Origin of the sequence: Janthinobacterium breve, from assembly GCF_051380895.1 — a bacterium.
Lineage (GTDB): Bacteria > Pseudomonadota > Gammaproteobacteria > Burkholderiales > Burkholderiaceae_D > Janthinobacterium.
In genome coordinates this window covers 242,254-254,198 of sequence record NZ_JBNYXY010000007.1, presented here as the reverse complement: position 1 = coordinate 254,198, position 11,945 = coordinate 242,254, and the positions used below count along the sequence as shown (strand labels likewise).

Genomic DNA, 11,945 nt, shown 5'->3' with positions numbered 1-11,945 from the left:
GTCATTTGCCTTTCATGTTCATTTGATGGCCCTTGTACGGATCGCTCGCCGAAGGTGGCTTGGGGTTTTCCTGGCCTTTTGCCCCGGGTACCATTTCCATCGACATGTTCCCCTGATCGCCATGCTGAGAGCCCCCTGTCACATCTTGATTTGCCTGAATCCAGGCCTTATCTGGAGATATCGGGGACTTCTCAATCGGTTTAACATCAGCAAAAGCAGAGACATATTTCAACGGCGGCACCATGGCCTTAGCATCCGTCACTGCCGCAGTGGTGCTAGCGGGTTGAGCGGATTGTGCATAGGCAACCGGCGCGAAGCTAACCGTTGCCAGAAGCAATAAGTGGAAGCGTTGCATGATTCTCTTTCAAAATTGACTGGTTACTGGGTGGATACAGCACGAGGTGAGGCGAATGCCAGTGCATGATTTCAGCAATCGGCGGGGAAGGTGGTGTGAAAAGAGCTCAAGGGGTGCGAGGAACGGGTTGTGGCCATTATCAGCTCCTTGGCGATGTTTCCAACGGTAGCGCGAGGCATCCGCTGTCCCGCACCTTACCTGTGCCAGCTTGCTTGCAATGCGCGTCAGCATACGATTCATCCGCGTATCCTCGCCGTGGTGCTCCACCAGGTTGCTTGCACATTCCCGAACCAACCGAGATGAAACCGACAACTCACGCTACACCTTCCAATAAACGGAAGGTCAAGCGAATTTCGGTTTCGCCAGAGTATTTTCACTTCCACCTTGCCACAATCACCGCCCGCTGATTTAATTGCATCACCGCAATTCATCATATAGACAAAAAACACTGGAGACCTCGTGCGCCAACTGACTTTCCTTATCGCTATTTCCGTATTCAGTCTCCCCCTATACGCCGCCACACCAACTGAAACTGTTGCTGCATTTCACGAAGCGCTCGCCAGCGGCAAGTCCGAGCAGGCGAGCACTTTGCTTAGCCCGGAAATTAAAATTTACGAATCTGGGCATGTTGAGCGTTCACGTGATGAATACGCTGGTCATCACCTGCCAGCCGATACCGCCTTTGCCAAGGCCACCAAAAGCAAAGTCCTAAAACAAAACGAACGTATTGATGGAAACCTGGCGGTCGTGATGCAGGAAACAGAGACGACAGGACAATTCCAGGGCAAAAATGTGCACTTATTCGGCACGGAAACAGCTTTGCTCGAAAAGCAGGGCGATCAATGGATCATCTTTCATCTTCACTGGTCGTCCCGCAAATCTCAGTAACTTCATGTGTCAGCAGCCAGCAGGCGGACTTACATGTACTTAGTTGGCGTAGATGGGGTTAGCTGCCACGTACACGCGTACGCCGTGGGTATTCACACCGGACGGTGCAATTGCCGAAAAGTCAAAGCTTGCTTTGGTGCGCAGCGTATCGAACTGCCAAGTGAACGTCTTGCCATCCACGTCGAATTTGACGACGTCGCCTTGGGTGACATTTACATACTTGGTAGCTGACGAAATCGTGATGGTGCGGGTGGCGGACGGCGCTGGAGCAGCACTACCGAATGCAGGATTCGAATGCAGTTCGCCTTGGTGTGCCATCGCTGCGAGGGGGCTGAGCGTGATGACAGCGAAAACGGCGACGAGGTTTGCTTTGAGGGATTTCATTCGAATGTCCTAACTTTTCACTTGCGGGTTAATGAAGCTGCGAATCCGATCAAGCCATTCTACGTAGGGGACCCGCACACCCGAATGACGGAAACATTACATTTACATTACAAAAACCTCAGCAGGTCCAAGGTCAAATACATTTTCTCAATTCGACATGAGCTAAATTTTTTAGCAACATTTTCGCCGCAGCAAGCAGGCTGGATAGGGCACCGGCAAACGGCTGAGCCTGCGGTACAGCGCCTCAAGTGCATCTTCGGCAACACGCTAAAAAGGATGCGCGCTGCCACAACATAAAACGGCGGCGTGGATCGGTACGCCTGCACTCAACAGAATGACAAATATCGTCATACCGGTGTCAGCAAAAAATATGAAGAGGTTGCTTTTGCCCCGCCTCGATTCATTCAATAACGCCTGTTCCGCTCTGTTCCACGCCGCGCGGCAAGGAATGCGGCTTGTTGATCAATCGTGGATCGACGTGCGATGTCGTACATACAGCTAGCATTTTTGCGGATTATTATGTGATGTTGCTATGTCATTTCAACATTTATGATAAGGAACTTGACATGAAAAATTTAACAAATATGGCGGCCTCGGACATGCAGTCATGCATCGATGCGTGCGCACAATGTCATCAAGTCTGTACGAAGATGGCGATGATTCATTGTCTAAAGATGGGTGGAAAACACGTCGAGCCGGATCATTTTCGTTTGATGGTGAACTGCGCCGAAATTTGCCAAACCTCAGCAAATTTGCAGCTGAGCGGTTCTGCATTCAGCGCCCGTTTGTGCGCTGTTTGTGCCGATATCTGTCAAGCTTGCGCTGATAGCTGCCGCGAACTTGACGGTATGGAAGAGTGCGTGCAGGCATGTGATGCGTGCGCGTCCAGTTGCCGTAGCATGGCGGCCTGATTATCAATTGGAAAAAATTGCTGTCAATACACAACGCCCCCTCCGCCTGGTTGACATGGGTGGGGGATATTTCAACATCCTGTCAGGAGAGAAATATGTATAACAACAAAATCAGTGGTCTACGCATTGCACGCAATCTAACTTGCAGCCTCGCAGTGGCTATATCGGCATATACAATACCGGTGGTAGCTACCGCGCAGACGTCGGCGTCTTCCGCAGGCAAGATGGAAATGGGTGCAAATGCTTCCGGCGACGCTTCAATGAAAATGCGTAAGTCGATGGACGACATGCACGAAAAAATGGGCCAAATGAAAATGACTGGCGATGTCGATCACGATTTTGTGATGATGATGCGGTCTCACCATCAGGCGGCCATTGATATGGCGCAAGTTGAAGTCGATACCGGCAAGGATGCAGCCATGATCAGCGCTGCAAAGAAAATCATTGCCGCGCAAAAGAAAGAGATCGCGCAATTCGACGCCTGGATGAAAAAACATCCAATGAAGTAGTGCGATTGGCGCCCAACGGTGGTGGCGGAACCACGCCGCCGACATCTAACAGCGGCAAAGGCATTTGTGAAATCGAACAACAAGATGCCTTTTCTCCCGTCGGCGATTGCGCTAATGGTGGTGTGGGGCTATGGGTAATCCTTTGTAATTTCAAGGTGCCTGTCCTCGCAAACCCACCTCGAACGATCAGTGGGTAATGGGTGCTGGAAAAAATAGCGTGAATTCGGTCACTCCGTCGGGCTCACTCGTCACGCTGGCGCGGCCATGGTGAAGCGTCATGATGGATTTTACGATTGAAAGACCCAAACCAGCGGAGGCTGACGTGCTGGACCTCGATTTATCGGAACGATAGAACCTGTCAAACAGCCGCGGCAAGTGTTCCTGCATGATGCCTGGGCCAGGATTGGAAACGGAAACCACGGCCCCGTCGTCGTCAGCTATCGCCTTGAGGGTGATAGTTTCGCCCTTCGGGGTGTACCGAATGGCGTTCGATACAAGGTTGCTCACCGCGCGGCGAAGTAGGTGTCCATCAGCAAGCACTTTACCAGTGGCGATGACGATGACTGATATCCCGGCGTCGGATGCCGGCCCTTCAAAATACTCTGCGATTCGCGTCAGCTCAACATCCATATCGAGTTGTTCAGTTGCTAGCGAAACCTGGTCATGGTCAGCCCGTGCCAAAAATAATATGCTTTCCACCATCCTGGCTAGACGGCCAAACTCCTCATAGTTAGATGAGAGCAGGTTTTGATATTCCTCCGATTCTCTGGGGTGAGACAGGGCAACTTCTGTTTGCACCATCAGATTGTTAAGAGGCGTACGCAAATCATGTGCCAGGTCATCTGCGAACTGGGAAAGGTTATTAAAGCTATTTTGCAGGCGGTCAAGCACCTCATTGAACGAATCAGCCAGTATCTGGAATTCCTTCGGGGCTGATTTTGCATGCAAGCGCACTTCCAAATTGTGCGCACTGACTTGCTGAGCTTGCTGCGCGAAGAGCTTCACTTTGTGCAACGCGCGACGCACAAGCAGAAACCCCAGTAGGGCTGTTAGCACAGCACCAAAGAAGCCTGAAGCAAGAACTTTTAACTTGTATGCAGATAGAACAGCTGCGCGGCTCTCTTCGCTCCGGGCGAGCGTGATTTGCACCACGGAACCTGTCGAACCAACGGTACCCAGCGCTGCAATGACCCTTAGGTTGGGTTCGCTATGCCCTGGCGCAGCACGTACGTGAGATGGCTCTGGCATCGTCTCAGCCGGCACAGCCCCATTGGCGTGCATGAATGAACGGTCACGGGTATTGCGGGTTAATTCTTCACCGTCTTGTGCCTGCATAACGAGCAAAAAGCCGCCATGCAAATCGACAGCATCTAAAAAGCGGTGCGGATCCACACGAATCGACTCTACACTCGATGTTTCCTCAAGCATATGCCTGATGAACACAATACGGTCGACAAGGTCTGCATCATCCCGTGCCTGGAGCTGCGCCGCGAGTGCTTGATAGAGATAGATGCCTAGGGCCGAAAATACAATTGCCGAGATGCCAGCGAAGAGCGCCCCCAGCTGAGCTGTGAGAGACCAGTTCTTGACCTTCATTGTCTATTTTCTAACACGTAGCCCATACTCCGAATCGTATGGATCAGTTTGACCTCGAAGGGGTCGTCAATTTTTGCTCGTAGACGGCGTACCGCGACATCCACCACGTTCGTGTCGCTGTCAAAATTCATGTCCCAGACTTGCGATGCAATCAACGGCCGGGACAAAACTTGTCCGACCCGCTTGGATAACAAATGCAAAAGGGCAAATTCTTTTGCAGTCAAATCAATCCGCACACCGGCCCGTATGACTCTTCGCTTGGGAATGTCCAGTTCCAGATCGGCAATCTGAAAAATATCAGCTTCTCTGATCGGCCCTCGGCGCAACAACGTTCGAATACGAACAAGCAACTCAACAAAAGCGAAGGGCTTGACCAAGTAATCATCCGCACCAAGCTCCAGGCCTTTGATGCGGTCATCGAGCCCATCCCGTGCTGTAAGAAACAGCACCGGCGTATCGACCGTTTTGCGCAACTCAGCGATGATTTGCCAACCATCTAAGCCCGGAAGCATGACGTCAAGCACGATCAGGTCGTAATGGGCAGTAGTGGCAGCGTGAAGTCCGTCGGGCCCAGTTCTCGCCAAGTCAACCACAAAGCCAGACTCGTTCAGACCTTTCTGAATATATTCGCCCGCCTTTTGCTCGTCTTCCACAACTAATAATCGCATGTCACTTTTCCACTCGTTCAACTGCTGTGTCCACGTTATGCGGATGGCGAAGATCGCCGTCGGTTTCTGTCTTCAGTCTACCTTGGAAAGGTGACAGTCGTCTAACGCCAGGATTACAATCCTGTCAGAATTGAACTGTTTACCAGTGCTAATTAGAATACGATCAAAGGTTCCTGCACTTTTTTAAATTTTCACAACAGCGCCCTCGCAAAGTCATGACAGGCGTGATACATTCCGGGCATGCGCAAGTCCCTCTCCAACTACCTCGCTTTTTTCCTGTTCGTCATGTTCATGACGAACAGCGGCGCATGGACGGGGAGCAGCGTTCGCCTGGCACATGAGATGGCGCATATCGGCCAGCTCGACCAGGATGCCGGTGAGCATGAGCATGTCCACCTGGGCCACAGCGACGATGGCGATCATGATGATCGCAGCAATGACGTGCCTGGCAAGTCCGGACACCAGGCATTGCACGCCGTTGACCATCTTCAGTTTTTCCCGGATACCGCCTTTGGCGGCTTTTCCATGCCGGCTGCGGACGCCAATGTCCCACCGCAATTTGTCGCCCTGCGCTTGCCGCTCCCATCGTACGATCCCCCGTTCCGCCCCCCTTGTAGCGACGCGCTGACAGCCTAACTCCGTCTGTATGACCGGAGGCTTGCGCCCCCAATCATGCATTTTCTGGAGTGGACGCGCGCCCGAATGCGTCGCGCGTTCCTGTCTTCGTTGCATTATCACTTTGTGCTGCCTTCCTTCATCCGGCGCCGCCTATATGGCGCGCCAGGTGGATGTTGGCGTGCCTGGCCTGCGGGCCTTGGCCTCGATCACCCCAGTAGCCCTGTCTGCCTCATTCAGGAAAGAATCATGAAAACAAGAGAAATACTCTCGCCCTTGTGCCTGGCGCTTGCGCTGGCATTTTGCATTCCGTCATCCGCCGCAGAACGCTCAGCCAAAATTGCTGTCACGCAACAGCAGATGCAAGCCCTCAATATCCAGGTGAAGGCTTTGCAGCGCGATGCCGAACTTGTCGTGCTGAGCCTGCCTGCGCAGGTAGCCTTGCCCGCCAATGGTGAACAAATCGTCAGCTCGCCCGTTGCGGGCCTGGCGATACAGCTATATGTGCAACCGAACCAGATGGTCAAGCGCGGCGCACCGCTGCTGCGCGTGGTCAGCCAGGAACTCGGCCCCCTCCAATTGCAAGTGTTGCAAGCGGCGAGCCGTGCCGGCCTGGCCCGCCAGACTGCACTGCGCGAACGGGCTTTGTTCGACGAGGGCATCATTGCACAGCGCCGCGTGCAGGAGTCGCAGGCGGCGCTACAGGATAGCGAAGCGACATTGCGCCAAGCCAAAGCCGCGCTGCGCCTGGCTGGTTTGTCGGCACAGTCTATCGAACGCATTATCGCCAGCGGCAAGCTGGAGGATGGATTGACGCTTACGGCCACCCAGGCCGGCATCGTGACCAACATCGAGGTCAGGCCGGGTCAGCGGATCGACCCTGCCACCGCCTTGCTGCACCTGACACAAGTGGATCGTCTGGCACTGGACATCCAGGCGCCTGCCGCTGAATCTGCGGCTTGGCGGGTCGGCGGCGCCTTGCAGATAGAGGGGCGCAACAGCAAGGCACGCATCGTCAGTATCAGTCCGGTCGTCGTACCGGGCAGCCAGACGGTCGCTATTCGCGCCGAACTGGATGCTGGGACAAGTGGCTTGCGGCCCGGTGAAATGGTCACCGTGCAATTGCCGTTGAGCGCCAATACTGCCGCCTGGGACGTGCCGCTGGCCGCTCTGGCACACGACGGCAAGCAAGCTTACGTTTTTGTGCGAAATAAGGATGGCTTTGAAGCCCGTCCGGTGACCGTCGTCAGTAGCGCCGGACAGCGCGTGCGCGTGTCCGGGACGCTGAAGGCGGGCGATCATCTCGCCATCTCCGGCGTCGTGGCCCTGAAAGGCTCCTGGCTGGGCGAAAAAGGAGGCAGCTGATGTTAGCCCGTCTGATTCAGGCTTGTCTCTCGCAACGGCTATTTGTCCTGCTGGCGGCGTTGATGTTGGGTGGTGCTGGCTGGTTTGCCTTCAACCAGTTGCCCATCGACGCCTTTCCTGACGTATCAAGTACGCAGGTCAAGATCATCATGAAGGCCCCCGGCATGACGCCGGAAGAAGTGGAAAGCCGCATCGCGGTGCCGATCGAAGTCGAAATGCTGGGCATTCCGAAGACCAAAGTCCTGCGTTCGGTGACGAAATATGGACTGGCCGACGTCACCATCGACTTTCAGGATGGCACTGATATCTTCTGGGCCCGCCAGCAGGTCAGTGAACGGCTTGCCGGCATCACCGAGAGCTTGCCCGGTGGCATCAGCGGTGGCATGGCACCGATCACCACGCCGCTGGGTGAAATGTTCATGTTTACCATCGAAGGTGGCGGTCTCTCCCTGGCCGAGCGCCGTAGTTTGCTCGACTGGGTGATCCGTCCCGCCTTGCGCACCGTGCCAGGGGTGGCTGATGTGAATGCCTTGGGCGGAGTAGTGCGCGCCTTTGAGGTCGTGCCCAATTCGCTGGCCATGGCGGCCGGCGGCGTCACACTGGCACAGTTGAGTGAAGCAATCCGCGCCAACAACCGCAACGACGGGGCCGGGCGCCTCGGCGACGGCGATGAAGTGTTGCTGGTGCGCAGCGAAGGCAGCATCACCAGCCTCGATGATTTGCGCGCGGTCGTCGTCACGGTACAGAACGGGGCGCCGTTGCGCGTGGGCGCACTCGCCGACGTGCGTATCGGCTCATTGACACGCTATGGCGTCGTGACCCAGAGCGGCAAAGGGGAGGCGGTACAAGGCCTGGTGCTTGGTCTTGCCGGCGCCAATGCGCAGCAAGTGGTCGAAGGCGTGCGCAAGAAGCTCGACGAGATCAAGCCAACCTTGCCCAAGGGCGTCACCCTGAATGTCTTTTATGACCGGGCACAGCTCGTCTCGAAAGCCGTGGGTGCCGTCTCGTCTGCATTATTAGAAGCGACGGTGATTGTCGTCGTCCTCTTGGTCCTGTTCCTGGGCAACATGCGCGCGGCGCTGACGGTGGCCCTGGTCTTGCCGCTGGCGGCGCTGATCACGTTCATTCTCATGCGCGGCTTCAATATGTCGGCCAATCTGATGAGTCTGGGAGGCCTGGCCATTGCCATAGGCATGTTGGTCGATGCGGCCGTGGTGGTGGTGGAAAATATCGTCCAAAGACTGGCGCACGATCCGACTGCCGGAAAGTTGCCCCGCCTGCATACGATTTACCGGGCGGTGCGCGAAGTAGCCGTTCCGGTCACTTCCGGCATCGTTATCATCATCACTGTGTTTTTGCCGCTGCTGACGCTGCAGGATCTGGAAGGCAAGTTTTTTGCCCCGGTCGCCCTGGCGATCGTTTTTGCGCTTGCCGGCTCGCTGCTGCTGTCGCTGACCGTCATTCCCGTCCTGGCTTCGTATCTGCTGCACGATGTGGCGCATCAGGAACCCTGGCTGCCGCGCAAACTGCTGACCTGGTACGAACCCATCCTGACCTGGAGCATGCGCCGGCAACGTGTGGTTGCCATCGGTGCCGTGGCCATGCTACTTGGCGCGGGCTTGCTCTACACGCAGGTGGGCAAGACGTTCATGCCCACCATGGATGAGGGTGACCTGATTGTCGGCATCGAAAAGCTGCCCTCCGTCAGCCTTGAACAAAGCGCCGCGTTGGACCTCAAGGTCCATCAGGCATTGATGCAAGCGTTGCCGGAAATCACTGGCGTGGTGGCACGTGCGGGTTCGGATGAAATCGGTCTCGACCCGATGGGTTTGAATCAAACCGACACCTATCTCTTGCTCAAGCCGACTGGCGAATGGCGCATGAAGAGCAAGGAAGCCCTGATGGACGAGATCCGCAAGGTACTCGACCAGTTACCTGGTATTAAATACAGTTTTACGCAGCCGATCGAAATGCGCGTGAGCGAGATGATCATCGGCGTGCGCGGCGATATCGCCGTGAAAATCTTCGGCCCCGATCTGGCGCAGCTGAACCAGTTTGCGTCGCGAGTGGAAACTGTTCTGAAAACCATACCAGGCAATCAGGATGTGTACACGGTGCAAAACGATGGCGTGCAATACCTGCGCGTGGCCGTCGACCGCTTGCAGGCTGGCCGATTAGGCCTGAGCGTCGAAGAAATCCAGGATGCGCTGCGGGTCCAGATCGAAGGCCAGCAGGCGGGCCATGCGGTCGAGGGCAACCGCCGCACGCCTATCTTGCTGCGTGCCGACGAATCTGTCCGTCTGTCACCGACGGATTTCGCCGCCGTGCGCATTACCGCCAAGGACGGCAGCAGCGTGCCGCTCAGTACCGTGGCCAAGCTGGAACGGGCCGAGGGGCCGGTCAAGATCGACCGCGAGATGGGTAGCCGCTATAGCGTGGTGATTGCCAATGTCAGCGGACGCGACCTGGTGGGTTTCGTCAACGAAGCCAAAGCAAGCGTGGCCAAGACGCTGACGCTGCCAACCGGCTACCGCATTACCTGGGGTGGCCAGTTCGAAAACCAGCAGCGCGCGGCCGCCCGCTTGAGCGTTGTCGTTCCGGTGGCATTGGGATTGATCTTCATTGTCCTGTTTTCGACCTTCCGCTCGGTGCGCCAAGCCCTGCTGATACTGTCGATTATCCCGTTCGCCCTAGTGGGCGGCATCGTCGCCTTGTGGGTCACAGGCGAGTATTTGTCGGTGCCGGCATCGGTCGGCTTTATCGCCTTGCTGGGCATCACCGTACTTAACGGCATCGTTCTGGTCAGCTATTTCAATCAGCTGCGTGCCGAGGGAATGGCCTTGGCCGAGTTGGTGGTGCAAGGAGCACGCCGACGCCTGCGCCCGGTGATGATGACCGCTTCCATCACCGCTTTTGGCCTGATTCCGCTGCTCTTCGCCAGCGGCCCGGGCTCGGAAATCCAGCGCCCCTTGGCCATTGTGGTGATCGGCGGCCTGATCACGGCGACCGCCTTGACCCTGCTGTTGTTACCCATTCTTTATTTGCGCTTCGCGGTGGCGAAGCAGGAGAAACCCCATGACTGACCTGTGTTTAACCTTGCTGTGTCCTCCGGCGCTGGAAGAGCGCGTGCTCGACACGCTGCTGATGACAAGTGAAATTTCCCTCTTTACCAGCACGGCGGCGGCTGCGCACGGCCTGGCGCATGATCGGCTCAGCGCCACCGAGCAAGTTCTGGGCTTGGCCAAGATGACGCGCATCGATGCACTCCTGCCGGAAGAGCATCGCGAAAAGGTGCTGTCCATGCTGCGCCAGATCTTGCAAGGCGGCGGTGTGCGCTACTGGCTCACGCTCATTACCGAAGCGGGGGAGCTGCTATGAAATTTGGCTTACTCATTGCGCTGGCGGCGGGTGCGGTCCAGGCCGCGCCACTGCCGCCAACGCCCGGCTTGTTGCCGACAGCGATGGTGCGCCCCCTGCTAGACCAGGATCCCGAGGTGGCCGCAGCCCGTGCCGGGCGCGAAATGCTACGCCAGGATGCCGCTCTCGCGCAGGACTCGCCTTATGAATGGACGGCCAAGGTCACGGCCCAGCGGCGTACCGTGGAAGCAGGCCCGCATTACAAGGAGTGGAATGCGGGCGTGGAGCGCACGCTGCGCCTGCCGGCCAAGGCCAGTGCGGACCGCCGCATCGGCCAGGCCTTGCAGGAAGAGGGGGAGGCGCGCTATGGAGAGGCCTTGCACGAGACCGCGCGTGAACTACTGGGGCTGTGGCTGGACTGGGCGCACGCGGAACAGGCGCTGGTACTGGCGGCTGAGCACCAGCAGGCAGCCAGCGACAATCTTGCTGCGGTGAACAAGCGTGTCAAGGCCGGCGATGCCGCCGCGCTCGATGCCAGCCTGGCACGTGGCGACCTGGCCGAGCAGCAACGCGTCAGTATCGACGCAAAAACGGCGGCCGCTGTTGCCTGGGCGCGCCTACATGCGCGCTTTCCCGGATTCCAGCGCGAGTTGTCCACCTTGCCTTCCTCGCTTCCGCTTGCTGAGTCACCAACGTTCTGGCGTGAGCGCATTCTGGCCCAGAGTGATGAACTCAAGATTACCGAAGCGCAACTGCTCAAGGCGCAAGGCGTCAGCGCGCGCATGCGGGCCGAGCGCACGCCTGACCCCACCGTCGGCCTGTACACGGCGTCGGAGGTGGGCGGGCGCGAGCGGATCACCGGCATTATGTTCAGCATTCCCTTGCCGGGAGCCCATCGAGCCGCACGCGATGGGCGGGCGGTTCGGGCGATGGAGGTGTCGCAGCATGAGGTTGCGCTGAAGCGGCGTGCCCTTGATGGTGCTATCGCCGTATCGCTGGCATCGGCACAAGGCGCACATGAAAGCTGGCAGGTGGCCGAAGCGGGCGCGGCGGACATGCGTGACAACGCGCGCCTGCTGCAGCGCGCCTACACCCTGGGCGAAGCCGATCTGCCCACGCTGTTGACGGCCCGACGCCAGGCAACCACTGCCCAGCAAAATGCCCTGGCGGCGCGTGTGTCTGCGGCGCGTGCGTATTACGGGGTCTTGGTCGACGCGCATGTAGTCTGGGACATGGACCATGAATAAGGCATTTTTCCAGGCGTCGCCCGATGCCATGACTTTTAACAGGAGTACTA

At 57.1% G+C, this 11,945-nt stretch carries 12 protein-coding genes; 8 read left to right on the top strand and 4 right to left on the bottom strand.

Annotated features, from left to right (window positions below):
• Position 1: 1 nt before the first annotated feature.
• Positions 2-355 (bottom strand): hypothetical protein, encoded by a 354-nt coding sequence (locus ACQ4W0_RS15665; protein WP_436577548.1) that lies wholly within the window; start codon positions 353-355, stop codon positions 2-4.
• Positions 356-814: 459 nt separating this feature from the next.
• On the opposite strand from ACQ4W0_RS15665, the gene ACQ4W0_RS15660 reads away from it, so the two are divergent.
• Positions 815-1,243, top strand: a complete 429-nt coding sequence (locus tag ACQ4W0_RS15660; protein WP_436577547.1) for a YybH family protein — start codon at positions 815-817, stop codon at positions 1,241-1,243.
• Between the two features lie 39 nt (positions 1,244-1,282).
• On the opposite strand, the gene ACQ4W0_RS15655 is transcribed toward ACQ4W0_RS15660, so the two are convergent.
• Positions 1,283-1,627, bottom strand: a complete 345-nt coding sequence (locus tag ACQ4W0_RS15655; protein ID WP_436577546.1) for a CzcE family metal-binding protein — start codon at positions 1,625-1,627, stop codon at positions 1,283-1,285.
• A gap of 566 nt (positions 1,628-2,193) precedes the next feature.
• On the opposite strand from ACQ4W0_RS15655, the gene ACQ4W0_RS15650 reads away from it, so the two are divergent.
• Together ACQ4W0_RS15650 and ACQ4W0_RS15645 are read left to right on the top strand one after the other, a co-directional pair.
• Positions 2,194-2,538 (top strand): four-helix bundle copper-binding protein, encoded by a 345-nt coding sequence (locus ACQ4W0_RS15650; RefSeq protein ID WP_436577545.1) that lies wholly within the window; start codon positions 2,194-2,196, stop codon positions 2,536-2,538.
• Between the two features lie 95 nt (positions 2,539-2,633).
• Entirely contained in the window at positions 2,634-3,047 is a 414-nt protein-coding gene (locus ACQ4W0_RS15645) for a DUF305 domain-containing protein (protein ID WP_436577544.1), read from the top strand.
• Between the two features lie 186 nt (positions 3,048-3,233).
• Here the strand turns inward: ACQ4W0_RS15645 and ACQ4W0_RS15640 are convergent, their stop codons facing one another.
• Both ACQ4W0_RS15640 and ACQ4W0_RS15635 read right to left on the bottom strand, forming a co-directional pair.
• Positions 3,234-4,643 (bottom strand): heavy metal sensor histidine kinase, encoded by a 1,410-nt coding sequence (locus ACQ4W0_RS15640; protein WP_436577543.1) that lies wholly within the window; start codon positions 4,641-4,643, stop codon positions 3,234-3,236.
• The gene (locus tag ACQ4W0_RS15635; protein ID WP_436534428.1) at positions 4,640-5,311 is read right to left on the bottom strand and encodes a heavy metal response regulator transcription factor; all 672 of its coding nucleotides are present in this window, start codon (positions 5,309-5,311) and stop codon (positions 4,640-4,642) included. The genes ACQ4W0_RS15640 and ACQ4W0_RS15635 overlap by 4 nt, the downstream gene beginning before the upstream one ends.
• 240 nt (positions 5,312-5,551) lie before the next feature.
• On the opposite strand from ACQ4W0_RS15635, the gene ACQ4W0_RS15630 reads away from it, so the two are divergent.
• Genes ACQ4W0_RS15630 through ACQ4W0_RS15610 form a run of 5 tightly spaced genes read left to right on the top strand, consistent with a single transcriptional unit; the run spans position 5,552 to position 11,895 of the window.
• The gene (locus ACQ4W0_RS15630) at positions 5,552-5,947 is read left to right on the top strand and encodes a hypothetical protein (RefSeq protein WP_436577542.1); all 396 of its coding nucleotides are present in this window, start codon (positions 5,552-5,554) and stop codon (positions 5,945-5,947) included.
• Positions 5,948-5,983: 36 nt separating this feature from the next.
• Positions 5,984-7,291: an efflux RND transporter periplasmic adaptor subunit gene (locus tag ACQ4W0_RS15625; protein WP_436534432.1), complete on the top strand. Its 1,308-nt coding sequence runs from the start codon at positions 5,984-5,986 to the stop codon at positions 7,289-7,291.
• On the top strand, positions 7,291-10,374 hold the full coding sequence (locus ACQ4W0_RS15620; protein WP_436577541.1) for an efflux RND transporter permease subunit: 3,084 nt from the start codon (positions 7,291-7,293) through the stop codon (positions 10,372-10,374). Before ACQ4W0_RS15625 ends, ACQ4W0_RS15620 begins: the two co-directional genes overlap by 1 nt.
• Positions 10,367-10,669 (top strand): DUF3240 family protein, encoded by a 303-nt coding sequence (locus tag ACQ4W0_RS15615; protein WP_436577540.1) that lies wholly within the window; start codon positions 10,367-10,369, stop codon positions 10,667-10,669. The genes ACQ4W0_RS15620 and ACQ4W0_RS15615 overlap by 8 nt, the downstream gene beginning before the upstream one ends.
• Positions 10,666-11,895: a TolC family protein gene (locus tag ACQ4W0_RS15610; RefSeq protein WP_436577539.1), complete on the top strand. Its 1,230-nt coding sequence runs from the start codon at positions 10,666-10,668 to the stop codon at positions 11,893-11,895. The genes ACQ4W0_RS15615 and ACQ4W0_RS15610 overlap by 4 nt, the downstream gene beginning before the upstream one ends.
• Positions 11,896-11,945 lie beyond the last annotated feature (50 nt).

What these genes read in the sequence shown, in the direction of transcription:
- ACQ4W0_RS15665 (WP_436577548.1), bottom strand. Translation starts at nt 355, where the DNA reads ATGCAACGCTTCCACTTATTGCTTCTGGCAACGGTTAGCTTCGCGCCG.
- ACQ4W0_RS15655 (WP_436577546.1), bottom strand. Translation starts at nt 1,627, where the DNA reads ATGAAATCCCTCAAAGCAAACCTCGTCGCCGTTTTCGCTGTCATCACG.
- ACQ4W0_RS15650 (WP_436577545.1), top strand. Translation starts at nt 2,194, where the DNA reads ATGAAAAATTTAACAAATATGGCGGCCTCGGACATGCAGTCATGCATC.
- ACQ4W0_RS15645 (WP_436577544.1), top strand. Translation starts at nt 2,634, where the DNA reads ATGTATAACAACAAAATCAGTGGTCTACGCATTGCACGCAATCTAACT.
- ACQ4W0_RS15640 (WP_436577543.1), bottom strand. Translation starts at nt 4,643, where the DNA reads ATGAAGGTCAAGAACTGGTCTCTCACAGCTCAGCTGGGGGCGCTCTTC.
- ACQ4W0_RS15635 (WP_436534428.1), bottom strand. Translation starts at nt 5,311, where the DNA reads ATGCGATTATTAGTTGTGGAAGACGAGCAAAAGGCGGGCGAATATATT.
- ACQ4W0_RS15630 (WP_436577542.1), top strand. Translation starts at nt 5,552, where the DNA reads ATGCGCAAGTCCCTCTCCAACTACCTCGCTTTTTTCCTGTTCGTCATG.
- ACQ4W0_RS15625 (WP_436534432.1), top strand. Translation starts at nt 5,984, where the DNA reads ATGCATTTTCTGGAGTGGACGCGCGCCCGAATGCGTCGCGCGTTCCTG.
- ACQ4W0_RS15620 (WP_436577541.1), top strand. Translation starts at nt 7,291, where the DNA reads ATGTTAGCCCGTCTGATTCAGGCTTGTCTCTCGCAACGGCTATTTGTC.
- ACQ4W0_RS15615 (WP_436577540.1), top strand. Translation starts at nt 10,367, where the DNA reads ATGACTGACCTGTGTTTAACCTTGCTGTGTCCTCCGGCGCTGGAAGAG.
- ACQ4W0_RS15610 (WP_436577539.1), top strand. Translation starts at nt 10,666, where the DNA reads ATGAAATTTGGCTTACTCATTGCGCTGGCGGCGGGTGCGGTCCAGGCC.